Source organism: Streptomyces sp. 11x1, from assembly GCF_032598905.1.
GTDB lineage: Bacteria > Actinomycetota > Actinomycetes > Streptomycetales > Streptomycetaceae > Streptomyces.
Genome location: NZ_CP122458.1, coordinates 4,178,812 through 4,204,832 on the forward strand (window position 1 = coordinate 4,178,812; position 26,021 = coordinate 4,204,832).

The following is a 26,021-nucleotide window of genomic DNA, read 5'->3' on the forward strand; positions in this document are numbered from 1 at the left end:
CCGGGGCTGAACCGCCCCGGGCCTCGTCGTACGTCCACCCGGCCTCGTCCTACGTCTGCCGGGCCTCGTCGTACGTCCGCCGGGCTTCCTCCACGGCGTCCATGCGGTCCCTCGTCCAGACCGCGAGGGCGCGCACCTGTTCGGCGGCCTCGCGGCCGAGGTCGGTGAGGGAGTAGTCGACGCGGGGCGGGATGACGGGCTTGGCGTCGCGATGGACGAGGCCGTCGCGTTCCAGGGTCTGGAGGGTCTGGGTGAGCATCTTCTCGCTGACCCGGCCGATGGCCCGGCGCAGCTCGCTGAAGCGGTACGACCGCTCCAGCAGCTCGATCAGGACCAGGACACCCCAGCGGCTGGTGACGTGCTCCAGGACGAGGCGGTACGGGCACATCCCCTCGGGACCCATCTCGTACCTGCTCGCGGGCGGCGGCGACACCTTGCTTACGGCCATGCCAGTAGCTTACTTCAAAGTGGGTACTTTCGAAGAGTTAGTGCACCCCCTAGGGTGAGTGTCGCATCCGCCCCCCTGGAGGAGTTCCACCATGAGCATCGTCGTCACCGGAGCCACCGGCCACCTCGGCACGTTCGTCATCGAGGGCCTGCTGGAGAAGGTACCGGCCGAGCAGATCACGGCCGTCGTCCGCAGCGAGGAGAAGGCCGCCGGATTCGCGGCGCGCGGCGTGAAGATCGCCGTCGCCGACTACAGCACCCCCGAGACCTTCGACGGTGTCCTCGCCGCCGGTGACAAGGTGCTGCTGATCTCCGGCAGCGAGATCGGCGCCGACCGGGTGGGCCAGCACAAGGTCGTGATCGACGCCGCCAAGGCCGCGGGCGTGGCGCTCCTCGCGTACACCAGCGCGCCGGGCAGCCTGACGGCCGCGCTCGCGGACGACCACCGGGGCACCGAGGAGGTGCTGCTCGCGTCCGGGCTGCCGTACACCCTGCTGCGCAACGGCTGGTACCACGAGAACTACACCGAGCAGCTCGCGCCGGTGCTGGAGCACAACGCCGTCACCCACGCCGCCGGTGAGGGCCGGGTCTCCTCCGCGGCCCGCGCCGACTACGCGGCCGCCGCCGTCGCCGTGCTGACCGGCGAGGGCCACGAGAACCAGACGTACGAGCTGGGCGGCGACACCGCGTGGAGCTTCGGCGAGTACGCGGCCGAGCTGAGCGCGCAGACCGGCAAGGAGATAGCGAACAACCCCGTCCCCGGCGAGGTGCTCACCGGGATCCTGACCAGCGTCGGGCTCCCCCCGTCCCTCGCCGAGATCCTCGCGGGCGTCGACGCGTCCGTCGCCAAGGGTGAGCTGGTCGTCTCCTCCGGCGACCTCTCCCGCCTCATCGGCCGCCCGACCACGCCGATCGCCGAGTCGATCAAGGTGGCACTGAAGGCGTGACCGGACGGGGCTGAGCACCTCGGTCCCGGAGTCGAGCCGTCGCGCCGACCCCGAGGCCGAGCCGCCCTCCGCCGACCCCGAGGCCGAGCCGCCCTCCGCCGACCCCGAGGCCGAGCCGCCTTCCGGCGCTGGGGCTGAGCCGCCTCGGCTCTTGGGGCCGCGCGCCGGCTCTGGGGCTGACCGCCCCGGTCGGCGTCCATACCCTCAGGGAGGCGTCCCAAGCACCTCCGGCCTGCACCCCGCACTCCCGGTGCCGCGCCGGGCTCCCCGGGGCAGCGCCCCGACCCACCCTGCGCCCGTACCTCCCGACGGACGCCCGAAGACCCCCGGTCGGCACCCCAGCCCCCGGCCGACGCCCGGAGCAACCCTCAGGTCGGCGCCCCGGACTCCCCTCTGGGCGCCTCACCCCCGCATGTCATGACCGTATGCCGATACGGGCATGACATGCGGGGGTGCTCGGCGTTACCTTCGGGAGGGTCGAGGGGTCGGGGTCGCGGCGGTGCGGCCGGGCGAGGAGGAGGGGCCGTGGCGGCGCAGTCGAGGGGCGAACACCGGATAGGGCTGCTGAACGGCTTCGCCGCGTACGGGATGTGGGGGCTCGTCCCCCTCTTCTGGCCCCTGCTGAAGCCCTCCGGCGCGGTGGAGATCCTCGCCCACCGCATGGTCTGGTCCCTCGCGGTCGTCGCCGTCCTGCTGCTGGTGCTGCGCCGCTGGTCCTGGGCCGGTGAGCTGCTGCGGCAGCCGCTCAGGCTGGCCCTGATCACCGTCGCGGCGGCGGTGATCACCGTGAACTGGGGCGTGTACATCTGGGCCGTCAACACCCACCAGGTGGTCGAGGCCTCCCTCGGGTACTTCATCAACCCGCTCGTCACCATCGCCATCGGCGTCCTGCTGCTGAAGGAACGGCTGCGGCCCGTCCAGTGGACGGCGGTCGGCGTCGGCTTCGCGGCCGTCCTCGTCCTCACGATCGGCTACGGACGGCCGCCGTGGATCTCCCTCTGTCTCGCCTTCTCCTTCGCCACGTACGGACTGGTGAAGAAGAAGGTCAACCTGGGCGGCGTGGAGTCGCTCGCCGCCGAGACCGCGATCCAGTTCCTGCCCGCCCTGGCCTATCTGCTGTGGCTGGGGTCGCGCGGGGACGCCACCTTCGGCCCCGAGGGGACCGCGCACGCGCTGCTGCTCGCCGCGACGGGACTGGTGACCGCCCTGCCGCTGGTCTGCTTCGGCGCGGCCGCGATCCGGGTGCCGCTGTCCACGCTGGGTCTGCTGCAGTATCTGGCGCCGGTGTTCCAGTTCCTGCTGGGTGTCCTGTACTTCGGTGAGGCCATGCCGCCCGAGCGGTGGGCGGGCTTCGCGCTGGTGTGGCTGGCACTGTCCCTGCTGACGTGGGACGCGCTGCGGACGGCGCGGGTGTCGCGGAAGCGGATGGAGGAGCTGAGCATCGCCCCGGACCCCGTCGAGGCGCGAACCCCGCTGGCCAAATAGCACCCTTGACGGAGAGTCAGTCCCGCCCGCACCATCCAGGCACCTCATTCACCGGGTTCGCCATGGACACATCAATAGTGTCGTCCGGGGCGGACCCATGGAATTCGGAGCCCCCCACCATGCAGCTCTCTGTTCCAGTCACGGGACGCACCGCCGTCGCCGCCGCCGTCACAGTGGCCACGCTGTTCACCACCGGTTCCATAGCGGGGGCGGCCCCCGCCCCCGACCGGGCGACCGCCGCTCCGGCCGCGACGATCGCCGCGGCGCCCGACCTGCCCGTGGCCAACGTCAAGGCCCACCTGACCCAGTTCCAGTCCATCGCCGCCGCCAACGGCGGCAACAGAGCCCACGGCCGCGCCGGCTACCTCGCGTCGCTCAACTACGTGAAGGGCAAACTCGACGCGGTCGGCTTCACCACGACGGTGCAGTCCTTCACGTCCGGCGGACGCACCGGCTACAACCTGATCGCGGACTGGCCGGGCGGTGACACGAACCAGGTTGTCATGGCCGGTTCACATCTGGACAGTGTCTCCTCGGGCGCAGGCATCAACGACAACGGCAGCGGGTCCGCCGCCGTGCTGGAGGCCGCGCTGACCGTGGCCCGCACCGGCTACCAGCCCACGAAGCACCTCCGGTTCGCCTGGTGGGGCGCCGAGGAGCTGGGTCTCGTCGGGTCCCGCTACTACGTCAACAACCTCTCCTCCGCGAACCGCGCCCGCATCAGCGGCTACCTCAACTTCGACATGATCGGCTCGCCGAACCCCGGGTACTTCGTCTACGACGACAACCCCGTCATCGAGCAGACCTTCAAGGACTACTTCGCGGGCATCGGCGTCCCGACCGAGATCGAGACCGAGGGCGACGGCCGCTCCGACCACGCGCCGTTCAAGAGCGCCGGCGTTCCCGTCGGCGGGCTCTTCACGGGGGCGAGCCGGACGAAGACCGCCGCACAGGTCGCCAAGTGGGGCGGTACGTCCGGCCAGGCCTTCGACCGCTGCTACCACTCGTCCTGCGACACCACGGCCAACATCAACGACACGGCGCTCGACCGGAACGGGGACGCGCTGGCGTACGCGGTGTGGGAGCTGTCGGAGTGAGGCACCCGGCGCGGGGCGTTCCGGGTGGTGACGCCCGGTAGTAGGCCCGGGGGGTGTCGTTCCGGGGTCGGCCGGCGGTGGGGAGCGCCGCGGTCGGCCCCGTTTGCGTGCGTGGGCGTAGGAGAGCGGGAGGCGGGTCAGAGTGACCGGCGGTGGGTGGGAGCGGGGGTGGGGGTCGACGGGCGGGTCACGGCTACGGCTGAGGTGCGGCGGGCCGTGAGGGCGTGGGTGTGGGCCGGGGTCGCGGCCGTCGACCTGAGGCGGGACGCGACCGCGGTGGGCATGCCGGTGCCGTGGGCGAGATCGGCGGCCACGGCGGAGCGGAGCGCGCCGAGCCGGGCCAGTTGGCTGGTGCGCCGCTCCGGGGTGAGCGCTCCGACATCGACGCTCAGCGCGGCCCGAACGGCTCCGGGGTGCGTCGGGATGGGGGCGGCGCCCTTCGCGGGGGTGCGGGAGGGGTCGAGACCGGCGGAGCGGAGGGCAGCGGCGCGGGCGCTCCGGGCGGCGAGCGCTTGGGGCGCGGGCGTACGGCGGTGAGGGGTGCCGGGCGCGCGGTGGGCACCGGGGGCCCCGGGGGTGCCGTGCTGGGTGGGCGGTGCTTGGGTCGGCCGGTCTAGGGTGCGCCAACTCAGGGTGCCGGTCAGCTCGTTGATGGTCACCTCGACCCGGGGGCGGAGGGTGGGACGGTGTTCGGGGGGCGCCGCGGAGGAGGAGCGGTCGCGGGCCGCTCGGGGAAGGTCGGTGGGGCGGTCGGGTGCGGGGGTGGGCCGGTCGGGTCTGCCGGTGGGGCGCTCGGGTCCAGAGGTGTGGCCGTCGGGGTTGCCGGTGGGGCGGTGAGGTGGGCCGTCGAGTGCGTGGCCGGGGAGGCGGCGGTGGCTTCGGGTGGGGTCACTGGCCATGGGCGTAGGGGGCGGAGTCGAGGGCGCGGGCCCGGTCGGTGAGGCGGGTCATGCGGGTGCGGGCCTTCTCCAGCTGCTCCAGGTCGTCGGCCGCGGGGCCGGCGTCCGCGGCGAGGTCGGTCCAGACGGCGATCAGGTCGCGGCCCAGGTGCAGCCCCTGGAGCGGGTCGCGGACCGCGCGCCAGGCGGCCGCCGCGCTCTGGATGTTGCCGTACGCGGCCCGCTGGTCGCGCATGCGGTGGCGGAGACCTGCGAGGTCGAGCGACAGATGGAACGAACGAAGGGCGTCACCGGCCAAGTAGGCGATGTAGGCGGTGAGTTCGCGGAGCTTCAGGACCTCGGGGTGCTGGGGGCCCAGCGCCACCGTCGCCTGTACGACCGTCTGCTCGGCCATCTCCGCGGCTTCCTGGATGCGGCCCAGCTTCACGGCCTCGTTGATGCGCGAGACAGCCTCCGCGAACGGTGACGGAGTGCCGCCGTCCTCCTCCGGGTCCAGCACCGCCTCGGCCACCGCGTCGAACTCCCGTACCGGCGCGGGTTTCGGCGCGTCGTCCTCCTCCAGCACCTTCCACTCGGGGGCGGAGTAGGCGTCGGACGCGGACTCCTCCGAAAGGGCCGGCGTGGAGAGGGGTGCGAGTTCCGGGGTCGGCGTGGTGGGGGGCGGCGTCTGGAGCGGCATCGGGGCCGGAGTCGGAGTGGGGGGCCAGGGCTGGGGCTCCAGCGAGACGGGCCCGGACTCCGGGGCGGGCCCCGAGCACGGGATGTGCGTCGACTCCGGGACGTGCGGGGGCGTCGATGCCGGGACGTGCGGGTGCGCCGGCTCCGGGGTGGGGACGTCGGCCGGGGCCGCGGGCCACGGCTGCGGGTCCAGGGAGGCCGGGGCCGTGAGCGGGCCGAACTCGCCGGTCGGGGGTGAGACCGTGCCGGCGGCCGGAGCGGAGTCCTGGGCGGGCTCGGGAGCCGAGGGTCGGGCTTCCGAGTCCACCGGGACGCCGGGGAGGGTGAGGGGCAGGTTCGGGGTGCGCGGCGGCCGCGCCAAGGGGCCCTCCGTCGGTTCCGGCACCGCGCGCAGCACGAACGTCGACGGAACGACCCCGCCCGACGCCTGCTGCGACGCGTCGCCCTGCGCGCCCTGCTTCTCCTTCGCCGCCGTGAGCGGCATCGTCCGCGGCTCGCGCTTCACAGGCGGCGCCGGCTCGGAGGGGGCGGGTGCGGCCGACTTGTGGTCGGGGGCGTGCGGGGCGTGCGCGGGTTCGGAGGCATGCGCGGGTGCGGGTGCGGGGGCCGGCTCGGGGGACTGTGCGCGGGCGGGCTCGGGGGACTGTGCGCGGGCGGGCTCGGGAGCGTGCGCGGGTTCCGGCGCGGGCGCGGGCTTCGCCGCCGTCAGAGGAAGGGTGCTCGGCTCCCGCTTCGGGCGCTCGGGCTGCGGTGTGGGGGTGAGCGGCTCCGCCGTGGGCGCCGGTCCGCTCGCCGCCAACCGCATCGTGCTGGGCTCCCGCCTCGGCTGCCCATGCGGGTGCGACTGCGACTCCGGCCGCGCGTCCGGCCGTACGTCCGCCTGGACGGACGGCTGCGGCTGCGGCTGCGGCTGCGGCTGCGGCTGCGGGCGATGCTCGGGGTGCGCCGGTGCCTCCGGCCTCGCCTGCGGCTGCCACTGCTGCTGGGCCTCGGCCTGGGGCGGGACCTGGGCAGGGGCCTGCGCGACCGTCTGCCAGTTCGGGTCCTGGTGAGGGTGTGGCGCGGACGGGGTCTGCGGGGTGTGCGTAACGCCCTGTTCGGCCGGGACTCCGCCCGTGGCCGCCGACTCCGGTACCGCGCGCAGGACATGCGTCGACCTGTCGCGGCGCGGGGCCGGGGACGGGGCCGAAGCCGGGGCCGGGGCCGAGGTGGGCGGTTCCGGGGCTGTCCCGCGCCCCGTCCGCGCCACGAACCCCTGCGGCTCGCCCACCCGTACCGGCTCGCCGGCGTAGTGGCTGGAGCCGTCGACGTGGATCTGCAGCGGGACGACATAGCCGATGCGTTCGTCGTGGACCGTGGCGAGGACCGGGTGACCGGTGGCCAGGGCCAGCCGGTGGAGGTAGTCGAGGGCGGCGGTCTGGAGGGATTCCCCAGCGGCCGGCGGCACCGGCATGCCGCCGACCGTCGCACCGGCCTCGGCCGAGACCCGTACGTCGATCGGGGTGAGCCCGGCCGGCACGCGTCCCGCGCGCTTGAGTTCCCGCTTCTGTTCGCGGCTGAGTCGAGTCATCGTTCCCTCACTCGGGTCGGGCAGAAGGAGAAAGAGGAGTTGCGGGGTTGGCTGTTGCGGCCGACGTGGACGGGTCCGGTGTCGGTATCGCTGCCTCCACCGTACGCACCTCGTCCACCCGCCACGGCTCGCCCTTGCCCGAGCGCACCAGCTTCACGTACACCGTGGCCTGAGGGCCGGTGCCCGTCCAGCCGTCGCGGCCGTGTGCGGTGCCGTCGACGAAGAGGGCGCGGTAGGCGTCCCTGGCCGAGTCGGAGGGCGCGTCCCCGTCGTCGTCCGGTTCCACCTCGACCGTGGTCCACGCCTGGTGCGCGGCCCAGGAGTTCCACTGTTCGCCGGCGCCGCTCGCGGGACGGTACGAGCGCTCGGCCTTCGCCTTGGCGGCGGTGAACCAGCGCGCGGAGCGCAGTACGGCGTCGTGCGGGCCGGTGTCGTACTTGGTGTCGTGGCCGTACGCGACCTCGGTCCAGGCCTCGGCGACGGCGGTCGCGTCCGTCTCGTCGACGCCGGTGGGCTTCGGGACGCGGGCGTCCGGGCCGAGTGACCTCCCCGAAGGGAGGGGGGCCTTGGGGGTGAAGGGCGGTTCGGACGTGGCCGTGGAGCCGCCCACCGTCTCGCGGTGGTCCTCCAGACCGCAGGCGGTGAGGACCGCGACGCCGGTCACGGTCGCGAGCACCATCACGCCCGCCCGACGGACGACCCCGCCGAAGCGGCCGGACCCGCGCGCGGCTCGTTCCTCGCGCCCCCCGCGCGCATCGCGCATCACGTTCACCCTGGTTCCCCTCCTCACCTCAGTGGCCTGCCCCGTCGAACCCGTCGCACCCGTCGTCATCCTCACTACAGCCCCAGCCACGGCGCCGGATTCACGTACGCCCCGTTCTGCTGCACCTCGAAGTGGAGGTGGGCGCCGGTCGAGTAGCCGGTCGAGCCGACCAGGCCGACGCGTTGGCCGACCTTGACCTTGTCGCCGACGCCGACGCTGAGGCCGGACAGCATGTGGTTGTAGGTGGTGGAGATGGTGTCGCCGTTGATGGTTCCGTGGGAGATGACGACACGGTTGCCGTAGCCGTTGCTCCAGCCGGCGAAGGTCACCTCGCCGTCGCGGGCGGCGAGCACCGGCGTACCGGACGCCGCGCCGAAGTCGATGCCGGTGTGCAGTTTGCGGACCCCGAGCGTGGGGTGCATGCGCCAGCCGTACGGCGAGGTCACGGGCGGGTTGCCGGAGAGCGGCATCGCCATCTCCCGGCCGTCCGGGAGCTTGCCCGGCGGGTCGTCGACCGACTCGTACTTGGAGATCAGGGACTTGATGCGGGCGACGTAGTTCTGGGTCTCGGTGTAGGGCGGGACGCCGCCGTACTTCTGCACCGCGCCCGGACCGGCGTTGTACGCGGCGAGCGCCAGGTCGAGGGTCTCGCCGGTCGCCTGGCCGCGGTCCTTGTAGCCCTGGACCTGCTTGGCGAGGGCGCAGTCGTAGCGGCCCTGGGCCATGATCGCGTCGCCGGGGTCGTACGGGGAGACGCGGCCGTTGCCGTCGTCGTCCCTGCCCCAACTCGGCCAGGTGCCGGGCATGAACTGGCTCAACCCCTCGGCGCCGACCGGGGACTTGGCATTCGGGTTCCAGCCCGACTCGGCCTCGATCTGCGCGGCGATCACCGCGGGCTTGATGACGTCGCACATGGCGCCCGCCTTGAGCACCCACGGCACGTACTCGGCCGGTACCTGGCCCGACTTGAGTCCTCCCCCGACACCCTGCTCCTCGGCCTCGGCCTCGCCGCCGCCGCTCACCGCGACCATCATGACCACCGGCATCAGCACGGCCGCCACGCAGCCGCCGACGACCCAGGTCGTGACGGACCCTCCCCCGTTGGACATCTGCTCCCCTCAGCGTCGAAGTGGCGGGACGGGACGAGATGCGGTGACGCGGTTCCGTCATGTTCCTGGTGACGTCGTTCCGTCATGTTCCTGCCACTTGGGTCCAGTCAGACGAGTCTCTCCGCTCACCCCCGCTCCGCGCGTCACCGGTGCGTCACAGGCTCGTCGCAGGAACTCACGTGCCGATTCCCAAGCCGCCCGTACGCCGTGAAGATCGGTGATGGGCGTCGCGCCGGGCACGCAACGGCGGCCGGCGCCCCGCCGGGTGCGACGGGCGCCACGGGCTCAGGAAGACTGCGACGGGCGGACCGCGCCGAGCGGGCCGCTGTGATCAGCGTCGGAAACGGGGAGTGGTGGAGAGCGGTGATGCGGTGATGCGGCCGGAGACGGGACAGGCGGCGGCCGGGCCGGAGATCTGGGTGCGGGGTCCGGTGACGGAGCCGGAGGCACGGCCGCCGGACCCGGCGCCCCTGGCGGCGGCGAGCGCGCGGCGGTTCTCCTGGGTCGCCACGCACGGCGGCGCCGGGTCCACCACCCTCGCGACGGTCTTCGGCGGTCATGACGCAGGCCGCAACTGGCCGCGTCCCGACCAGGGCGAGCCGGGGTCGGTGCTCCTGGTGGGGCGCACGCACGCCGCCGGGCTCGACGCGGTCTCGCACACCCTGGACATCTTCCGGCGGGGCGACGCGCCGCCGGGGCTCGACCTCGACGCGATCGTGCTGGTCGCGGACGCGCCCGGCCGGCTGCCCCGGCAACTGGTGCAGCGCGTGAAGGTGATCGGTTCCGTCATAGACGTCTACCGCGTGCCGTGGGTGCCCGCCTGGCGCACCGGCGATCTCACCGGCCCGCCGCCCCGGGAGAGCGCAGCACTGGCCCGTCTGACCGGGAGGACCCCATGAGCAGCACCCTGTACGCCGCCGCCTCGACGCTGGCCGCGCCTCCGGCCGTGGTCACCAACGAGCTCAACTACGTGCTGAACATCCTCGCCTGGCTGGTCACGGCGGCCGGCGTGTGCGGGCTGATGATCGTGGGCACGCGGATGGCCATCTCGCTGCGGGCCGGGGAGGGCGACGAGCACCTCTCCCAGTTCGCGGTGGTCCTGGGCGCCTGCATCATCGGCGCGACGGCCGGACCGATCGTGGGGTTCGTGCTGTAGGGGGACGCCGAGCGGGACACCGGGCGTAGGACAGGGCGACGGCCCGCCGGGTTCACGGGAACCGGCGGGCGGTCTCCGTGCCTTCAAGGCGGCTCCGCCGCGTCTTCCGACGGCCTCCGCCGCGTCTTCTGGCAGCCTCCGCCGCGCCTGACGGCTTCCACCGCGGCTTCTGGCAGCCTCCACCGCGACTTCAGGCAGCCTCCACCGTGCCTGACAGCTTCCGCCGTGCCTTCAAGGCGGCTCCGCCACGGCTTCGGACAGCCTCCGCCGCATCTTCAGGCAGCCTCCGCCGCGCCTGACGGCTTCCACCGCGGCTGACAGCTTCCACCGCGGCTTCGGGCAGCCTCCACCGCGACTTCAGGCAGCCTCCGCCGCATCTTCCGACGGCCTCCGCCGCGCCTGACAGCTTCCACCGCGGCTTCGGGCAGCCTCCACCGCGACTTCAGGCAGCCTCCGCCGCGCCTGACAGCTTCCGCCGAGCCTTCAGGCGGCTCCGCCGCGTCTTCGGACAGCCTCCGCCGCATCTTCAGGCAGCCTCCGCCACGCCTGACGGCTTCCACCGCGGCTTCTGGCAGCCTCCACCGCGGCTTCGGGCGGCCTCCGCCGTGACTTCAGGCGGCTTCTCGTAACGCGCTGGTACGCGCCCGTCGTGCGCCGAGTCACAGCCCCGGCGCGCGGCCCCGACGCGCAAGAACACATGACTCCCGCCGCGCGAGGACGCGCGGCCCGTCGCACATGGACACGTCGCTCTCTTCGCACGTCGGTGCGACACCTTCCACTTAACTGCAGGTCCCGACGTTTCTGACGGCTCGTCACTGTCCCGGACATGACGAGGAGTTCCCGTCTGTCACGAGCACGTCACCGACAGGTGCTGGATCACTACATCGCTTGGTTTCGGCTCACAGCAGTCGCCAAGCTCACAGAGCGACCGGGAACCCGGGCACATCACGCCGGCCCCGAAAGCAACCAATGTCCCATCCGCTCACATCGGTCGACGTCGGCCCACCGCCCACGGCGGGACGGCCGAGACCACGGGGAGAAACCACATGCTGCACGCGATAGCCGCCAAGGCTCATCAGTCCGTTTTCCTGGCCGACGGCACGGTCCCCAACCCCAACCGCGACGCCCCCGCCGAACTCACCGGCAAGGTCGACACCGTGCTCGGCATCGTCGCCTGGGCCGGCACCGCCGCCGGTGTCGCGGGTGTGCTGATCTGCGGCGCCATGATGGCGATCTCCATGCGCCGCGGCGAGGGTTCGGAGCACATGGGCCGACTCGGCATGGTCCTCGGCGGCTGTGTCCTGGTCGCCACCGCCGGCCCGCTCGTGAACTTCGTCTTCTAGTCGTCCGAGCACGTCGAAAGGGGGAGCGACGATGCCGAACTCCGGCCGGGCCCACGGGGGCAGCGGAGAGTGGGAGCAGCCGTTCTGGCAGCAGCGGGGCTGGGTCCTGTCGGCCGGGTTCCTGGCGGTCCTGCTCGTCCTCGCGGTGCTCTTCGCGATCACGGGCAACGGCGGCGGGGGGTCGACCGGCGCGGCCGGCGATCCGGACCCGGCACCGACCTCGTCCTCGGAAGCGGGCTCGGACCCGGGCTCGGACTCCGGTGGCGGTGACGGCGGTTCGGACAAGCGGCCCGCCGGCTGCCGCACCGACGACCGCGACCAGGACAAGCCCACCGAGGCGCCGCGCGACTTCCACTGGAAGGCCAACGGCACCGGCCTGGTCCCGGTCTCCAAGGCGGCGGGCCCGCGCACGTACGACGGTCCGGTCTGGTCCTGCTTCGCCCACACCCCGCTGGGCGCCGTCATGGCGGTCCACTCCATCACCGACCACCTCAGCTACGACGGCTGGCGCGAGGTCGTCGACAAGCAGGTCGTGCCGGGCGCCGGCCGCGACGCGCTGATCGCGAGCCGCTCCCAGGAGACGAACAAGTCGACCACGGGCTCGCCGGACGCCGGTGGCTACGCCGGCTTCACGGTCCTGTCGTACGACGAGACGCAGGCGACCGTGATGGTCCTGGTGCGCGGCATGGGCGAGGGCGGCTTCGGCTCCGCCTCGGTCACCGTGCGCTGGCGGGACGGCGACTGGAAGCTCGCCCCGGACCGGGACGGCACGGTCTACAGCGGGGTGTCGCAGGTCAGCGGCACCGACGGCTTCGTCACGTGGGAGGCGTGAGATGGCCTGCTCCTGGAAGCTCTACGACTGTGTGATCGAAGAGGGCGGCAAGCAGTTCACCGAGGGTGCCGTGGTCGTCTTCGCCAAGGCGATCGGCGACGGCGCGGCGGAGGTGCTCAAGGCGCTCAACGGCGTCTGGCTGAACATCGACGTGGAGAACCCGACGGGCAACGGCGGCGGCCACGGCCAGGCGACCGCCGCCAGTCCCATCGGTCAGATCACCGCGGAGGTCAACTGGATCGTCGCCTACGTCGCGGTGGCCTCGTTGCTGCTGGCCGCGATCCGGATGGCCGTGGACCGCAAGGGCCAGTCGATGCGGCAGGCGTTCATGGGGATGTGGAAGGTCATCCTCGTCGGGGCGGCCTCCGTCCCCGTGGTCACGGCCCTGATGAGGGCGTCGGACGCGTACGCCAAGGACGTCTACGCGCGATCGAACCTGGGTGACGAGGCCACCGAGATGCTGGGCGTGCTGACGCTCAACCAACCGGGTCTGGTGCTGATCTTCGGTCTGCTGGTGATGCTGTCGAGCTTCGTGCAGATCGTGCTGATGTACATCCGTATCGGAGTCCTGATCATGCTGGTCGGCACACTGCCGCTGGCCGCCGCCTCCTCGATGACCGGGTGGGGCGAGGGCTGGTGGAAGAAGCACATCGGCTGGCTCGCGGCCTGGCTGCTGTACAAGCCGGCGGCGGCCCTGATCATCTACTCGGCCACCTCGATGACCAAGGGCACCAAGGACCTGAACCAGGTCATCGCCGGCATGGGCATGCTGATCATGGCGGTGTTCGCGCTGCCCGCCCTGCTCAAGCTGATCGTCCCGGCCACGGCCGCCCTCGGCGGTACCTCGGGCGGCACGGTCGCCCTCGGCGTCGCCAACAACATGGCCTCCGGCGCGGTCAGCATCGCCGGCAGTGCGGTCGGCGCGGCCGGACAGTCGGGCGGCGGCGGGGGCGGCGGTTCCGCCGGCCCCCAGGGCTCGCCGTCCTCGGGTGCGGGCTCGTCGGCGGGCGGCGCCGCGGGCGGTGCCGGGGGCGCCGGCGCGGCGGCCGGTACCGCCGCCGCGGGTGCGGCCACGGCGGGCGCGGCCGTCGCGGTCCAGGCCGCCGCCGTAGTCGTCCAGACCGGCATGCAGGCGGCCTCCGAGGTCGCGGGCTCCCTGGACGACAACGACGGGATGAAGGGCCACAACCAGTAAGCCCCCGCCCTTGGAATGGGACCGCAGGCCCTCATTCCAGGGGCGCGGGGAACTGCGCGAGCAACCACGCACCACCCGCAGCCGCCATCCGACCCCAGCGCCCCGAGTTCGTAGGCACCCAGCACCCAACACGCGGCACGCGGCACGCGGCACGCGGCACGCGGCACGCGGCACGCGGCACGCGGCACGCGGCACGCGGCACGCGGCACGCGGCACGCGGCACGCGGCACGCGGCACGCGGCACGCGGCACGCGGCACCCCGCGCCCAGCGACGGCACTCGGAAACCAGCGACCTCAGCCGGAAGAAGGAACCCCATGTCCACCGACGCCCTCACGCGTCCCACCTACGGAAACTGGCGCCGCCCCCGCCGCCCCGGCCTCGGCCCCCTGGGCCTCCTCGGCACCGTCGTGGCCTTCGGCGGACTCCTGGTCGCTCTGCTCGCCTCGCTGGTCTCGCTGCTGGCCGCTGTCCTCGTCCTCATCCCTCTCGGCCTCTTCCTCGCGCCGCTCGCGTTGCGCACGGTGGACGGCCGCAACATCTACCAGGTGGTCGCGGTGCGTATCGGTTGGCTCAGGCGCAAGGCGAACGGCTCCACGACGTACGTCTCCGGCCCACTCTCCAAGCGTCCCGGCGGCCGCTTCCAGCCGCCGGGCCTGCTGGCCCGCACCAAGATGTACGAGGGCCGGGACGCCTACAACCGCGCCTTCGGGGTGATCCACCACCCCGGCCGCAATCTCTGCACGGTGGTCCTGGCCTGCGAGCCGGACGGCGGTTCGCTGGTCGACCCCGAGCAGGTCGACATCTGGGTGGCGTCCTGGGGCGACTGGCTCTCCCGGCTCTCGCACGAGCCGGGCCTGCGTGGCGCCCAGGTCGTCGTGGAGACCGCGCCGGACACCGGGACGCGGCTGGCGGCCGAGGTGCTGCCGCGCATCTCGCCGGACGCCCCGGCGGCGGCCCGCGCGGTGATGGAGGAGGTCGTCGCGCGCTACCCGTCCGCCTCCTCCGAGATGCACACCTACATCGCGCTCACCTACGGCCCCACGGGCGGCCCCAAGCGGGACGTCCAGGATGTCGTCACCGACCTGTCCATGCGGCTGCCCGGCCTGCTGTCGGGCCTGGTCGCGGCCGGCGGTGGCTCCGCGTACCCGCTCTCCGCCGACCGGCTCGCGGAGATCGTACGGGTGGCGTACGACCCCGCCGTGGCCCCCGATGTGCTGAGCGCGCGGGCCGAGCAGTCCACCACCGGCCTCGACTGGGCGGATGCGGGCCCGGCGGCGGCCGTGGAGACGGTGCAGTCGTACAAGCACGACTCGGGGGTCTCGCGGACCTGGATGCTGACGCTGGCGCCGCGCGGCACGGTCCGGTCCAGCGTGCTGCGGGGCCTGCTGGAGCCGGCGTCGGGCACCCGCCGCAAGCGGGTCTCGCTGGTCTACCGCCCGATCGACCCGGCGACCTCCGCCCGTATCGTCGAGGCCGACCGGCGTGCCGCACACTTCATGGCCGGCTCCAAGCGGGGGCTGGTCCAGGCGCGGGCCAGTTCCGAGATGCAGGCGGCCGAGCAGACGGCGGCCGAGGAGGCGGCGGGCGCCGGGCTCGTGGAGTTCTCGCTGATGGTGACGGTCACCGTCGACGACGAGGAGCAGCTGTCGGACGCGGCGATCACCGTACGCAACCTCCAGGCGTCCTCGCGCATCCTGATGCGCCCCGCCGACCGTATGCAGGCCTCCGCGTTCACCTGCACGCTCCCCGTCGGCCTGCTGCCGTGGGAGCACACCCTCGTTCCGTACCAGATCCGGGAGGCGCTGTGAGCAAGCGCGCTGCTGAAGGTTCCGCACGTCCCACCCGTCCCGTACGGCCGCAAGTGGCGCCCCCGCGTGGGTGGTTCGGCCCCGGCGGCGGTCAGGTCGGGCATGTCGACCCGCCCGCGCTGTGGCGGGCCACGACGGTCCAGGCGTGCGGGTTGTGGCCCTTCGCGGCGGGTTCCGGCGCCCCGATGACGGGTGTGCCGCTCGGCCAGCACCTGCACACGGGTGCCACGGTCTGCGGCGACCCCATCTCCTGGTTCACCCGTGCCCGTTACATCTCCAACCCGTCCCTGTTCATGCTGGGCATGCCGGGCCTCGGCAAGTCCACGCTGGTCAACCGCATGCTGATCGGCATGGCGGCCACGGGCATCACCCCGCTGGTCCTCGGCGACCTCAAGCCCGACTACGCCGACACCGTCCGGGCGCTCGGCGGCCAGGTGATCTCCATCGGGCGCGGGGTGGGCGGCATCAACGTCCTCGACCCGGGCGCGATGGGCGAGGCGGCGCTGCGGATCGGCGGCGAACGGGGCCGGATCCTGGCGGCGGAGGCGCACGGCCGGGTGCTGAACATGGTCGCGGCACTGATCACGATCGTCCGGGGCCGCCCGATGGACGACCACGAGCAGTCCGTCCTCTCGGCCTGCCTGCACCATCTGACGGAACGTACGAAGCCGGGCCGGGCGCCGCTCCTCCCGGACCTGCTGAAGGTCCTGGACGAGGGCCCGGACCGGGTGCGCGCGGTGACCCTCGACCGGGGCGACGTGGCGCGCTACCAGGAGGCGGTGGACCCGCTGCACCGCTCGCTGCTGGGTGTGCTGGACGGGCCGCTCGGCGACACCTTCGCCGCCGAGACCTCCACCCGGATCGACCCGGCCTCGCCCGCCGTCTGCGTCGACATCTCCCGCATCGGCGAGGCGGACACGCAGCTCACGGCGGCGGCGATGCTGGCGGCGTGGTCGGACGGCCTCGGCACGGTCGCGGCGGCCCACGCGCTCGCCGACGCGGGTCTGGCACCGCAGCGCTGGTTCTTCACGGTGCTGGACGAGTTGTGGCGCCCGCTGCGTGCCGCCTCCGGCATCGTCGAACGCATCGACGCGCTCACCCGGCTCAACCGGTCCCTCGGCCTCGGCGACGCGAAGATCACGCACACGCTGAAGGACGCGGAGGCGCTGGGCAGCGAGGCGGACCGGGCGAAGGCGCGCGGGTTCGTGGAGCGGGCCGGGATGGTGGTGTGCGCGGGGCTTCCCCGTACGGAGATGAGGGAGCTCGGGGAGATCGTCGGTCTGTCGGAGCGGGAGATCGACCTCGTGTCGTCGTGGTCGTCACCGCCGGGGTGGGCCAGCACGGGGGGCAACGAGGAGCCGCCGGGTCGTGGCCGCTTCCTGATCAAGGTGGGTGGTCGGCCCGGGATCCCGATCAAGGTGTCGATCACGGACACGGAGCGGGAACTCCACAACACGAACACGCGGTGGACTCCGACGCTGGTGAAGGGCGCCTAGTGGGGTGGGCCGGGTGGGTGCGTCGGCGGGTGCGGGTCCGGTGGGGCTTCTCGCGCAGTTCCCCGCGCCCCTAAAAGCATCAGGCCCCGCAGGCCTGAAAGCCCAAGCCCCGCGGGCCTGAAAAGCGCGGGGTGAAGCCCCCGCTCTTCAGGGGCGCGGGGAACTGCGCGACCAGCCCCCACCGGACGGACGCCTGGGGGTCCAAGGGGCGCAGCCCCTGGTGACGGGACGGGTAGGGGCGGCGGGGGCGAAGAAAAGTCCGATCAGCTGACGGGGGAACAGAGATGGCCACACGCAAGCACCAGCACACCACCACCGACGACCTACTGCCCTGGATCATCCCCGGCGCCGCCCTGCTCATCGGCACCCTCTTCCTCACCGCCTGGCTGGGCGGCACCCTCGCCGCCGCCCTCACCGGCGCCGGCTGGCACCCACCCCCCTTCACCCTGACCACCCTCAAGACCCTCGTCACGGACGGCCCCACGCCCCTGTGGCCCACGACCTCGCCCGGCACCCTCACCGCCGGCATGGGCACGGTCTTCGGCGCCACCCTCACCCTGCTCATCACCCCCGTCGTCCTCATCACCCGCCGAGGCGGAAAGCCCACCGGCCTCGCGGGCCGCCGCGAACTCGCCACCCTCCTCCCGAAGGGCGCCGCCGCCCGCGCCCGCCAACTCCGCCCGTCCCTGCCGAAGTCCGGCAGGCTCCCCGCCGACGACACGGGCAACCTCCTCGGCAACCTGGAACCCGGCGGTCCCGAACTCCGCAGCAGCTACGAGGACGTGGAGCTGGACCTGATGGCACCGAGGGCCGGCAAGTCCACCGGCATCGCCGTCCCCCGCGTCCTGCGCGCCCGCGGCAGCGTCCTGCTGACGTCCAACAAGGCGGACGTGTACAGCGTGACCCGCGCGGAACGCGAACGCGCGGGCACGGTCTGGACGTTCGACCCGCAGGGCATCGCCCACACCCCGCGCGGCCTGTGGTGGGACATGCTCGCCGACGCGGCCACCATCGAGGGCGCCCGCCGTCTGGCCGGCCACTTCGTCGGCGCGGTCAACGACGACGCCTCCAAGCGGGACTTCTGGATCTCGGCGGCCCAGAACACGCTCACCGCGCTCTTCCACGCGGCCAACCGGGGCGGACGCCAGGTCGGCGAGGTGCTGGCCTGGCTCGCGGACCCGGCCGACCGCACACCCGTCGACCTGCTGCGCGACGCGGGCATGGCGGCCCTCGCCGACCAACTCCAGGGCACCGTCCAGGGCGCGGTGGAGACCCGCGACGGCATCTACGAGACGGCCCGCCAGTGCGTGGCCTGTCTGCTCGACCCGGCGATCGCCGCCTGGGTGAGCCCGGACCCGGAGCTGCCGCAGTTCCTGCCCGAACGGCATGTGCTGTCCTGCGACACCCTCTACCTGCTCTCCAAGGACGGTGGCGGCTCGGCCGCCGGTGTCATCGCCGCCTGCGCGGACTCCGTCCTGCGCGCCGGAGTCGTGGCGGCGGAGCGGATGGGCGGCCGCCTGGACCCGCCGATGACGGCGGTACTGGACGAGGCGGCCAACGTCTGCCGGATCTCCGACCTGCCCGACCTCTACTCCCACTTCGGCTCGCGCGGCATCAACGTCGTGACCCTGCTCCAGAGTTACCGCCAGGGCAGCCGGGTGTGGGGCGAGGCGGGGATGGACGCGCTGTGGAGCGCCGCCACCGTCAAGCTGCTCGGCGCGGGCCTCGACGACGCGGACTTCGTCGAGAAGATCTCGCGGCTGGTCGGCGAGCACGACGTGTCGACGGTCAGCTACTCCCGCGGCAAGGACGTGCGTTCCCGCTCGACGTCGTACCGCCTGGAACGCATCCTGCCCGCCGACCGTATCCGCGCCCTCCCCAAGGGCACCGCCCTCCTCCTCGCCACCGGCGTCAAACCCGCGCTGGTCCGCCTCCGCCCCTGGTACGCCGAGCCCGGCGCCGACCGCATCGCGCTGGCCGCGCAGGCCGAGGTCAAGGCGATCACGGCGCGAGCCACAGAGAGGATCCTCCGATGACCACCACCGTCGAACAGCCCGGCCCGCAGCAGCCGCTGCCCGCCGTGGGCCCGCCGTTCATCCTCTACCTCGACGGCGCCGAGTACGCCGAGGAGATGCACGGCCTGGCCGTCTGGGTCGGGGACCTGCTGCTCCCGGTCTACGGCCGGGAGGTCAGCTCGCAGCAGCCCTGGTGCCCGCGCTGGTGGGAGCACCTGGAGGCGGTGGCCCGGCTGCACGCCCTGTGGCTGGCCTGGCAGGAACTCACCGACCCCACGGCGGGCCCGACGGGTCCGGCGGTGTGGCACCGCGACCACCTCGGACCCGTCCTGGCCGAACTCCGCTCCCCCGGCGGCCCGTTCGCGGGCTGCAAGGAGGGCGCCCACCGCGCGAAGCAACCGCCGACCGTGGAGCCGTACGGGACGGGGTCCTGAGCGGCGGCGGGCTCCTACCGGACCCGCCGGGCAACCCCCCTACCCTGAACCGACGCGCAGCCGATCACAAGGCGGCCACCAGCGGAAACGGACCGAAAGCGGTCGTCGTCCGCGGCCGACGGGAGAGACAACCATGGACAACCCGACCCTGGAGTACTTCGAGGACGTCGTCGACTGGCGCCACCGCCGGGCGGGGCGCGCGCACGCGCTGGTGCGGGCGGTGCGCTCCACCGTCACCGGCCGGGTGGTCGCGGTGGTGTCGGAGCTGGCGAGCAACCCCGACGACCGGGGCGTCACCGACGACTTCGGCAGCGTCGCGGACGCCGTACTGCCCGCCCTGCGACGGGCGTTCGGCGCGGAGCCGGTCGAGGTCTTCTGGATCGCCCACTTCGGGGCGTTCTCGTACCACGACCCGACCGGGCCGGAGTCCTTCACCCAGATCGTCCTCACGGCGGGCCCGGAGGGACACGTCGACGACCTGTCCGGGGACCGTACGTTCACCGCGCGGGACGTGGAGGAACTCCTGGGCCACGGGCTCGAACCCGTGCCCCAGGTGCTCGCCCGCATCGACCACGAAGCGACCCGGGGGTGAGCTGACGGATGACCGAGCGTGTGTCGGGGCGTGACGTACTGCGCCAGGCGAAGGACTTGTACGCCCGCTACCGGGACGACGTGGCCCCGACGGGACAGCGGGTGACGATCATCCGCTTCCAGCCCGCGGAGAACGATCCGCCGGAGTGGAAGGTGAAGCTGGAGGCGTCGAAGGTCTCCGCCGAGCAGAAGGTGAAGAGCTTCGAGCACCTGGGCTTCGAGGCGAACCACGTGGTGATGCCGCCCGGCACCACGCGTGCGCAGTTCGCGGCGGTGCTGGAGCAGGCGAACCAGGACGCGGCGACCCGGGCCATCATCGTGCAGTTCCCGCCGCCGGCCCACCTCCAGCCGCTCGTCCAGCGCATGGATCCCGCGAAGGACATCGACGCGCTCACCAAGGGCCGTTCCCCCTACGCCGCGTGCGCCACGGCCGAGGGCATCTGCCGGGTCGTGGAACCCTTCGCCAAGGACGACCCGGTGATCGCGGTCGTCGGCAGCAAGGGGTTCGTCGGACAGGGCGTCGTCACCACCCTGCGCGAGCAGGGCCACCGGCTGATGGAGCTCGACGCCGGGGACGACCTCCGGCGGGTACGCGACGCCGACATCGTCGTCTCCGTCACCGGCAATCCCGGCATCCTCGGCCCCGACCACCTCCGTCCCCACCACCGGCTCGTCGTCGACTCCGGGTTCGTCCCGCAGGCGGACGGCACCGTGAAGGGCGACGTCCAGCGGGCGGCGTACGACATCCCGCAGCACCTCACGCCCGTCCCCGGCGGCATCGGCCCGGTCGAGATGGCCACCCTCATGGAACGCGTCGTGCGCCGCGAGGTGGACCCGAACGCCCGGTCCTGGAAGGTCGAACCCCGCCCGTACCTGACGAAGGACCAGCTGACCGCCCAGCAGGCGCCGAAGCCGGAGGTGGCGTCGGCCGTGGCCGGGCCGAAGGCGGGCCCCGGGCAGGGGTCGGCGAGTCTCCGGTCGGCGGCCGGGCAGCGGTCGCCGACCGGTCAGGGGATCACGGGGCAGCAGGGTCCGGCGATGGGGCCGCACGGTCCCGCCTCCGGCAACCCGGTCGCGGAGGCGGCCAAGCGCCGTACGGGTGGGGCGAGCGGTGGAGCCGGCGGGCTCGGCCCCGGCCCGGCGACACCCCCCACCGGCCCGTCCGCCCCGGCCCGCCCCCACCTCCCCACCCCACCGAAGCCACCGACCCCACCCACACCGGGCGGCCCGGGCCGCTGAGGAAACGTGGAGCAGTCAGCCGACCGAAGGAGAGGGTTGGCGGGGGAGGGACGAAAGCGGAGGAGGGAGAGGGCAAGGGGGCAAGCGGGCAAGCGGGCAAGCCGAGGGACAGGCGGGGCCCGAGCTGCGAGCCAGGAACCGCGAGACGCGATGCCCGAGCAGGGAGCCGCGAGGCGCGAGGCGCGAGGCGCGAGACTCCAACCGCGCATCGCGAGGCCCGAGTCGCGAACCGCGAGATCCCCAGCGAGAGCGAGCGGCCCCACGATCCTGACCCACCCGCCAGCCCACCAGCCAGCCCACCAGCCCGAGCAGCCAACCCGCCCGAGCAGATCGAACACCCCGGAAGGTCATGGACCCGCACACCTACCAGCACCGTTGCTCACCACAGCCGCCCGGTGGCCTCGCCGGCGGTGGCCTCGCCGGCGACGGGCTCGCGGCACTCCCGGCCGTGCGGATCGCCGACGGCGTACGCACGGGTGAGTGGCGGGCCGTCGATGTCGTCGCGGCGGCGCTCGCCCGGATCGAGCGGGTCGAGCCCACGCTGCACGCGTTCATCGAGGTGTGGGCGGAGGAGGCCCTGCGGCAGGCCAGGGAGGTGGATGTGCGGGTCGCCGCGGGCGCGCGGCTGCCGTTGGCCGGGGTGCCGATCGGAGTCAAGGGGCGGGCCGGGATACGAACCGCTGTGGCTCGGGCGTTGATGGCGGCCGGGTGTGTGCCCGTGGGGGCCACCTCCGTTCCCGGGCCCGGAACTCCCTGGCAGACCTGGGGTCTCGGCGCAGGTGGACGAACCGTCAACCCCTGGTGCCCCGACCGGACTCCGGGTGGCTCCTCCGCCGGGTCGGCCGCGGCCGTTGCCACCGGACTCGTTCCCATGGCGACCGGGACCGATGGTGCCGGGTCGGTACGGATTCCGGCGGCCTGGTGCGGGGTCGTCGGGCTGAAGACCACGAACGGGCGGCTGCCTTCCGCCGACCGCACTGGCCTCGCCTCCCCCGGCATCCTCACCCGCCACGCATCGGACGCGGCGACGTATTGGCGGTGCGTGAGTGTGGTGGGCGGTGAATCAGGCATGGGCTTCGAGCCCGGGGCCGGGTTCGTCGGCGTGGTCCCGTCCTCGCCCCTCACCGCCCTCTGGTCCCCCGATCTCGGCTTCGCCGACCCCGACCCCGGTCCCGCCTCCGCCGCCCATGGTGCCGCGCTCCGGCTCGCCGACTCCGGGCTCGTACGGCTCGTACGGCCGGACGAATCCGTAAGGCTGGAGGACCCTGCGGCTGCCTGGCTCGCTCTGCGCGGTGCGGCGCGCTCCGACTCTGCGGCCGTGCGGGCGGCTCAGGCGATCCGCGCCGAGAACGACCGACGGCTCGCCGCCCTCTTCTCCGACGCCGATCTGCTGCTGACCCCCACCACACCCAACGCGCCCCACGGCCACGAAGGCCCCGGCGACCGCTACTCCACGTCCCTGACCTGGGCGTTCAACCTCAGCGGCCACCCGGCCCTGAGCATCCCGGCCGGCATCACCTCCGACGGCTGCCCGGTCGGACTTCAACTGGTGGCCCGGCATGGCGAGGAGGAGCTGTTGCTACGGGTGGCGGAAGCCGCCGAAGCCGCACACGCCTCTCCAGCCCCTCCAGCCATCCCCACCTCCACCCCCGACCCCCAGCCAGAAGCGGAGCACCCGGCATGAGATGGACCGTTCACGGTGAACGCACGCTCCACGACACCCCATGGGTCCGGCTGCGGTCGCTGGACGTCGAACGGCCCGACGGTGGCCGCGGCGACTACCACGTGGTCCGGCTGCGGGACCTTGCCGTCACCGCGGCCGTCGACGACCGGCAACGGGTCCTGATGATGTGGCGCCACCGCTTCGTCACGGACACCTGGGCCTGGGAGCTGCCCATGGGCCTGGTCGAGGACGGGGAGCGGCCGGCGGAGGCGGCGGCCCGGGAGCTGGAGGAGGAGACCGGATGGCGGCCCGGGTCGCTGCGGGAGCTGCTCTACGCGCAGCCGGCGGCCGGGATCACCGACACCCAGCACTTCGTGTACCGCACGGACGACGCCCGCCGCGTCGGCGAGCCCACGGAACAGAACGAGTCCGACCGTCTGGAGTGGATCCCCCTGACCGACGTGCCCGGTCTGATCGCCCGCCGGGAGCTTGTCAGCAGCGCCACCCTCGTCGCCGTCATGGCCCTGCTCCTGGAGCTGCCGACCCCGGACCTGGGCACACCCGCCTGAGCCCCCTCGACATTACATGCATGCACATATATTTCCTACGCATGTAGCTGCCGTACGCCAAGTGCTCAGGGGACCCCATGACCCGTCGCTTTCTCTTCGTGCTCGGCAGCAGTCGGGCCGGCGGGAATTCCGAGATGCCGGCCCGCGCGGCGGCTGAGCAGTTGCCCGACGGGGTCGAGCGGCAGTGGGTGGATCTCGTGGAGCATCCGCTGCCGGACTTCGGGGACCTGCGGCACGACAGTGACCACGTACGGCCCCAGGGCGACAACCGGGCGCTGCTGCTGGACGCCACGCTCGCGGCCACGGACATCGTGATCGCGTCGCCGCTGTACTGGTACTCCGTGTCCGCCCACGTCAAGCGCTACCTCGACCACTGGTCGGGCTGGCTGCGCACCCCGGGCGGCGACTTCAAGAAGACCATGGCCGGCCGCACCCTCTGGGGCGTCACCGCGCTCGCCCACTACGAGGAGGAGGTCGCCGAGCCCCTCATCGGGACGCTCAACCACTCCGCCGCCTACCTGGGCATGCTCCCCCACCGCCTTGAGGGCGTGGGAGGTACCCCCATCGGCGGAGTGCTCCTGGGCAACGGCATCAAGCCCGGCGACGTGCTCCGGGACACCGCCGCCCTGACCCGGGCGAAGACGTTCCCCAGCACGGAGCCGCCGTTCGCGCGCCTCCCGTACGACACGGAGGAAGAGGCCGCCGCCTGAGCCGTCGCGTCAGGCGGTGATGTCCTTCACCGTGAACCTCGCCCACGCCGCCGACCCGAACACCGCCGCGTACACGGCCTGAAGACCGAGATTGCGCTGGAGGTCGTCCCAGTAGACCGGCTCGCGCATCAGATCGGCGAAGGAGAGCCAGTAGTGGGAGAAGAAGTACGGGTGGAGGGCGTCGAGCTGGGGGATCTGGTCGAGGATCTGGACGGTGATGAGCAGCCCGACCGTGGTGGCCATGGCGGCGATGCCGCTGTTGGTGAGGGTGGAGATGAACAGCCCGAGGGCCGCGACACCGATCAGTGACGCCGCCACCGCCAGCGCGATCAGCAGGGCCCGCAGCAGGCCCTCGGCGAAACTGATCCGGGTACCGGAGATCGTGGTGAGGTCCCCGAGCGGGAACAGCAGCGCCCCGACCGCCAGTGCGGAGGCCGCGACCACCAGGGTCGCGACCAGGCAGAACGTCATGGTCGTCGCGTACTTGGTGAACAGCAGCCGGGTCCGGCCCGCGGGTGAGACCAGGAGGTAGCGGAGGGTGCCCGCGTTCGCCTCGCCCGCGATCGCGTCCCCGGCGATCACGCCGACGGCCATCGGCAGGAAGAAGGGAAGCGTCGCGGCCAGCGCCGTGAACACCAGGAACAGACCGTTGTTGGTGATCTGCGCGATGAACGCGGGCCCGCCACCACCGCCCCCGCCCTCCGGTCCGCCGCCCATCGACGACCCGTCGCCCGTCTCGATCCGCACCGCGATCCCGACGAGGATCGGCACGGCCGCGAGGACACCCAGCAGCGCGATCGTCCGCCACCGCCGGAAGGTCGTCAGCAACTCGCTGCGGAACAGTCCGAAGGTCCACAGGAGGCTGGGGGTGCGCGCGGGGGCGGTCGCCTGCGCGGCGGCCGGTGCGGTCTCCTCCGGCGGCGCGTCCGGCGCGTCCGGTGTCTCCTGCGGGGCCTGCGGCCCGGACGTGTCAGCCCGCGACATCGAAACCCTCCCCCGTGAGTGCCACGAACGCGTCCTCCAGGGAGGCGCGTTCGAGGGCGAAGCCGCGGACGCGAACGCCCGCGGTGACCAGTGCGGCGGTCAGTTCGGCGAGGTCGCGGTCGGGTGGGGGCGGTTCCGCCGTCACCCGGCCACCCGCCTCGGCCACGACCACGTCCGCGATTCCCTGCTCCTTGAGCACCCGGGCCGCGTCCGCCGTGTCGGGGGTGGTGACGACGAGACGGCCGCGTGCGCCGGCGGCCAGTTCGGTCACCGCGCCCTGGGTGATGAGCCGGCCCCGGGCCATCACGGCGGCGTGCGTGCACACCTGCTCGATCTCGTCGAGAAGGTGGGAGGAGAGGAAGACGGTGGTGCCGTCGGACGCCAACTCCCGTACCAGCGTGCGGATCTCACGCATCCCCTGCGGGTCAAGCCCGTTCGTCGGCTCGTCGAGGACGAGGAGGCGGCGCGGCTGGAGCAGGGCCGCCGCGAGGCCCAGCCGCTGCTTCATGCCGAGCGAGTACGCCTTCGCCTTCTTGCCGGCGGCGGCCGCGAGCCCCACCCGGTCGAGTGCGGCCGCGACCCGCGTACGCCGGGTGCGCGGGTCGGCGGTCGGGTCGGCGGAGTCGTAGCGGAGCAGGTTGTCTCGGCCGGAGAGGAAGCCGTAGAGGGCGGGGCCCTCGATGAGCGCGCCGACGTGCGGGAGGACGGTCCGGGTGGAGCGCGGCATGGGCCGGCCGAGGACCTGGGCCGTGCCCGAGGTCGGCTCGATCAGGCCCATCAGCATGCGGATGGTGGTGGTCTTGCCCGAGCCGTTCGGGCCGAGGAAGCCGAAGACGCTGCCGCTGGGAACCGTCAGCTCCAGGTGGTCCACGGCCACCTGTCCGCCGCGGAAGGTCTTGGTCAGCCCCTGGGTGTGGATGGCTGCGTCGCTCATGGCTCCCCTCGGGTACGGCCGGTGGGCCGGGACGGCGTACCAGCCGTCCCGGCCCA

At 73.1% G+C, this 26,021-nt stretch carries 24 protein-coding genes; 17 read left to right on the plus strand and 7 right to left on the minus strand.

Going from position 1 to position 26,021, the window contains the following annotated elements; translation table 11 throughout:
• Window positions 1–49: 49 nt before the first annotated feature.
• Window positions 50–448 (minus strand): helix-turn-helix domain-containing protein, encoded by a 399-nt coding sequence (locus tag P8T65_RS18140; protein ID WP_316726331.1) that lies wholly within the window; start codon window positions 446–448, stop codon window positions 50–52.
• 91 nt (window positions 449–539) lie between these two features.
• On the opposite strand from P8T65_RS18140, the gene P8T65_RS18145 reads away from it, so the two are divergent.
• The 3 genes from P8T65_RS18145 to P8T65_RS18155 all read left to right on the plus strand — a co-directional run bounded on the left by P8T65_RS18145 (window position 540) and on the right by P8T65_RS18155 (window position 3,976).
• A complete protein-coding gene (locus P8T65_RS18145) occupies window positions 540–1,394 on the plus strand; it encodes an SDR family oxidoreductase (protein WP_316726332.1) in 855 nt (284 codons plus the stop codon).
• Window positions 1,395–1,919: 525 nt separating this feature from the next.
• Complete coding sequence (gene rarD / locus P8T65_RS18150; protein ID WP_316726333.1) at window positions 1,920–2,879, plus strand: EamA family transporter RarD; 960 nt, start codon at window positions 1,920–1,922, stop codon at window positions 2,877–2,879.
• Window positions 2,880–2,998: 119 nt separating this feature from the next.
• Window positions 2,999–3,976 carry a M28 family metallopeptidase gene (locus P8T65_RS18155; RefSeq protein ID WP_230219507.1) on the plus strand — a complete coding sequence of 326 codons (978 nt, stop codon included), beginning with the start codon at window positions 2,999–3,001 and terminating at the stop codon, window positions 3,974–3,976.
• Between the two features lie 137 nt (window positions 3,977–4,113).
• On the opposite strand, the gene P8T65_RS18160 is transcribed toward P8T65_RS18155, so the two are convergent.
• From P8T65_RS18160 to P8T65_RS18175, 4 genes are all read right to left on the minus strand, one after another.
• The gene (locus tag P8T65_RS18160; protein WP_316726335.1) at window positions 4,114–4,875 is read right to left on the minus strand and encodes a hypothetical protein; all 762 of its coding nucleotides are present in this window, start codon (window positions 4,873–4,875) and stop codon (window positions 4,114–4,116) included.
• Window positions 4,865–7,123 carry a hypothetical protein gene (locus P8T65_RS18165; RefSeq protein ID WP_316726337.1) on the minus strand — a complete coding sequence of 753 codons (2,259 nt, stop codon included), beginning with the start codon at window positions 7,121–7,123 and terminating at the stop codon, window positions 4,865–4,867. The genes P8T65_RS18160 and P8T65_RS18165 overlap by 11 nt, the downstream gene beginning before the upstream one ends.
• 7 nt (window positions 7,124–7,130) lie before the next feature.
• Window positions 7,131–7,886 (minus strand): hypothetical protein, encoded by a 756-nt coding sequence (locus tag P8T65_RS18170; RefSeq protein WP_316726338.1) that lies wholly within the window; start codon window positions 7,884–7,886, stop codon window positions 7,131–7,133.
• A gap of 74 nt (window positions 7,887–7,960) precedes the next feature.
• A complete protein-coding gene (locus P8T65_RS18175; protein WP_316726340.1) occupies window positions 7,961–8,995 on the minus strand; it encodes a peptidoglycan DD-metalloendopeptidase family protein in 1,035 nt (344 codons plus the stop codon).
• Between the two features lie 350 nt (window positions 8,996–9,345).
• Here P8T65_RS18175 and P8T65_RS18180 point away from each other — a divergent pair, with 350 nt between their 5' ends.
• The 14 genes from P8T65_RS18180 (at window position 9,346) to P8T65_RS18245 (ending at window position 24,047) form a co-directional block, all read left to right on the plus strand.
• Window positions 9,346–9,894 (plus strand): DUF6668 family protein, encoded by a 549-nt coding sequence (locus P8T65_RS18180; protein WP_316726342.1) that lies wholly within the window; start codon window positions 9,346–9,348, stop codon window positions 9,892–9,894.
• Window positions 9,891–10,151: a hypothetical protein gene (locus tag P8T65_RS18185; RefSeq protein ID WP_316726343.1), complete on the plus strand. Its 261-nt coding sequence runs from the start codon at window positions 9,891–9,893 to the stop codon at window positions 10,149–10,151. The genes P8T65_RS18180 and P8T65_RS18185 overlap by 4 nt, the downstream gene beginning before the upstream one ends.
• A 1,046-nt stretch (window positions 10,152–11,197) precedes the next feature.
• On the plus strand, window positions 11,198–11,494 hold the full coding sequence (locus P8T65_RS18190) for a hypothetical protein (protein WP_184904751.1): 297 nt from the start codon (window positions 11,198–11,200) through the stop codon (window positions 11,492–11,494).
• 31 nt (window positions 11,495–11,525) lie between these two features.
• Complete coding sequence (locus P8T65_RS18195) at window positions 11,526–12,326, plus strand: hypothetical protein (RefSeq protein WP_316726344.1); 801 nt, start codon at window positions 11,526–11,528, stop codon at window positions 12,324–12,326.
• Between the two features lies 1 nt (window position 12,327).
• Window positions 12,328–13,521, plus strand: coding sequence for a hypothetical protein (locus tag P8T65_RS18200; protein ID WP_316726345.1), 1,194 nt, complete (start codon window positions 12,328–12,330; stop codon window positions 13,519–13,521).
• Between the two features lie 315 nt (window positions 13,522–13,836).
• Window positions 13,837–15,330: an SCO6880 family protein gene (locus P8T65_RS18205; protein WP_316726347.1), complete on the plus strand. Its 1,494-nt coding sequence runs from the start codon at window positions 13,837–13,839 to the stop codon at window positions 15,328–15,330.
• Window positions 15,327–16,826, plus strand: coding sequence for an ATP/GTP-binding protein (locus P8T65_RS18210; RefSeq protein WP_316726349.1), 1,500 nt, complete (start codon window positions 15,327–15,329; stop codon window positions 16,824–16,826). The genes P8T65_RS18205 and P8T65_RS18210 overlap by 4 nt, the downstream gene beginning before the upstream one ends.
• Before the next feature lie 284 nt (window positions 16,827–17,110).
• Window positions 17,111–18,862, plus strand: a complete 1,752-nt coding sequence (locus tag P8T65_RS18215) for a TraM recognition domain-containing protein (RefSeq protein WP_316726350.1) — start codon at window positions 17,111–17,113, stop codon at window positions 18,860–18,862.
• The gene (locus P8T65_RS18220; RefSeq protein ID WP_316726351.1) at window positions 18,859–19,275 is read left to right on the plus strand and encodes a DUF4913 domain-containing protein; all 417 of its coding nucleotides are present in this window, start codon (window positions 18,859–18,861) and stop codon (window positions 19,273–19,275) included. The genes P8T65_RS18215 and P8T65_RS18220 overlap by 4 nt, the downstream gene beginning before the upstream one ends.
• A 133-nt stretch (window positions 19,276–19,408) precedes the next feature.
• Window positions 19,409–19,867: a hypothetical protein gene (locus tag P8T65_RS18225; RefSeq protein ID WP_316726352.1), complete on the plus strand. Its 459-nt coding sequence runs from the start codon at window positions 19,409–19,411 to the stop codon at window positions 19,865–19,867.
• An 8-nt stretch (window positions 19,868–19,875) separates the two neighbouring features.
• Window positions 19,876–21,105: a tetrahydrofolate dehydrogenase/cyclohydrolase catalytic domain-containing protein gene (locus P8T65_RS18230; RefSeq protein ID WP_316726353.1), complete on the plus strand. Its 1,230-nt coding sequence runs from the start codon at window positions 19,876–19,878 to the stop codon at window positions 21,103–21,105.
• A gap of 349 nt (window positions 21,106–21,454) precedes the next feature.
• A complete protein-coding gene (locus P8T65_RS18235) occupies window positions 21,455–22,789 on the plus strand; it encodes an amidase (protein WP_316726354.1) in 1,335 nt (444 codons plus the stop codon).
• Window positions 22,786–23,337, plus strand: coding sequence for an NUDIX domain-containing protein (locus tag P8T65_RS18240; protein ID WP_316726355.1), 552 nt, complete (start codon window positions 22,786–22,788; stop codon window positions 23,335–23,337). The genes P8T65_RS18235 and P8T65_RS18240 overlap by 4 nt, the downstream gene beginning before the upstream one ends.
• 77 nt (window positions 23,338–23,414) lie before the next feature.
• Complete coding sequence (locus tag P8T65_RS18245; RefSeq protein WP_316726356.1) at window positions 23,415–24,047, plus strand: NAD(P)H-dependent oxidoreductase; 633 nt, start codon at window positions 23,415–23,417, stop codon at window positions 24,045–24,047.
• A gap of 9 nt (window positions 24,048–24,056) precedes the next feature.
• Here the strand turns inward: P8T65_RS18245 and P8T65_RS18250 are convergent, their stop codons facing one another.
• Both P8T65_RS18250 and P8T65_RS18255 read right to left on the minus strand, forming a co-directional pair.
• A complete protein-coding gene (locus P8T65_RS18250) occupies window positions 24,057–25,031 on the minus strand; it encodes an ABC transporter permease (protein WP_316726357.1) in 975 nt (324 codons plus the stop codon).
• Complete coding sequence (locus P8T65_RS18255; RefSeq protein ID WP_184904769.1) at window positions 25,018–25,965, minus strand: ABC transporter ATP-binding protein; 948 nt, start codon at window positions 25,963–25,965, stop codon at window positions 25,018–25,020. Before P8T65_RS18255 ends, P8T65_RS18250 begins: the two co-directional genes overlap by 14 nt.
• Between the last annotated feature and the right edge of the window lie 56 nt (window positions 25,966–26,021).

Coding starts and splice junctions, on each gene's coding strand:
- P8T65_RS18140 (WP_316726331.1), bottom strand. CDS start 448: ATGGCCGTAAGCAAGGTGTCGCCGCCGCCCGCGAGCAGGTACGAGATG.
- P8T65_RS18145 (WP_316726332.1), top strand. CDS start 540: ATGAGCATCGTCGTCACCGGAGCCACCGGCCACCTCGGCACGTTCGTC.
- P8T65_RS18155 (WP_230219507.1), top strand. CDS start 2,999: ATGCAGCTCTCTGTTCCAGTCACGGGACGCACCGCCGTCGCCGCCGCC.
- P8T65_RS18160 (WP_316726335.1), bottom strand. CDS start 4,875: ATGGCCAGTGACCCCACCCGAAGCCACCGCCGCCTCCCCGGCCACGCA.
- P8T65_RS18165 (WP_316726337.1), bottom strand. CDS start 7,123: ATGACTCGACTCAGCCGCGAACAGAAGCGGGAACTCAAGCGCGCGGGA.
- P8T65_RS18170 (WP_316726338.1), bottom strand. CDS start 7,886: ATGCGCGATGCGCGCGGGGGGCGCGAGGAACGAGCCGCGCGCGGGTCC.
- P8T65_RS18175 (WP_316726340.1), bottom strand. CDS start 8,995: ATGTCCAACGGGGGAGGGTCCGTCACGACCTGGGTCGTCGGCGGCTGC.
- P8T65_RS18185 (WP_316726343.1), top strand. CDS start 9,891: ATGAGCAGCACCCTGTACGCCGCCGCCTCGACGCTGGCCGCGCCTCCG.
- P8T65_RS18190 (WP_184904751.1), top strand. CDS start 11,198: ATGCTGCACGCGATAGCCGCCAAGGCTCATCAGTCCGTTTTCCTGGCC.
- P8T65_RS18195 (WP_316726344.1), top strand. CDS start 11,526: ATGCCGAACTCCGGCCGGGCCCACGGGGGCAGCGGAGAGTGGGAGCAG.
- P8T65_RS18200 (WP_316726345.1), top strand. CDS start 12,328: ATGGCCTGCTCCTGGAAGCTCTACGACTGTGTGATCGAAGAGGGCGGC.
- P8T65_RS18205 (WP_316726347.1), top strand. CDS start 13,837: ATGTCCACCGACGCCCTCACGCGTCCCACCTACGGAAACTGGCGCCGC.
- P8T65_RS18215 (WP_316726350.1), top strand. CDS start 17,111: ATGGCCACACGCAAGCACCAGCACACCACCACCGACGACCTACTGCCC.
- P8T65_RS18220 (WP_316726351.1), top strand. CDS start 18,859: ATGACCACCACCGTCGAACAGCCCGGCCCGCAGCAGCCGCTGCCCGCC.
- P8T65_RS18225 (WP_316726352.1), top strand. CDS start 19,409: ATGGACAACCCGACCCTGGAGTACTTCGAGGACGTCGTCGACTGGCGC.
- P8T65_RS18230 (WP_316726353.1), top strand. CDS start 19,876: ATGACCGAGCGTGTGTCGGGGCGTGACGTACTGCGCCAGGCGAAGGAC.
- P8T65_RS18235 (WP_316726354.1), top strand. CDS start 21,455: ATGGACCCGCACACCTACCAGCACCGTTGCTCACCACAGCCGCCCGGT.
- P8T65_RS18240 (WP_316726355.1), top strand. CDS start 22,786: ATGAGATGGACCGTTCACGGTGAACGCACGCTCCACGACACCCCATGG.
- P8T65_RS18245 (WP_316726356.1), top strand. CDS start 23,415: ATGACCCGTCGCTTTCTCTTCGTGCTCGGCAGCAGTCGGGCCGGCGGG.
- P8T65_RS18250 (WP_316726357.1), bottom strand. CDS start 25,031: ATGTCGCGGGCTGACACGTCCGGGCCGCAGGCCCCGCAGGAGACACCG.
- P8T65_RS18255 (WP_184904769.1), bottom strand. CDS start 25,965: ATGAGCGACGCAGCCATCCACACCCAGGGGCTGACCAAGACCTTCCGC.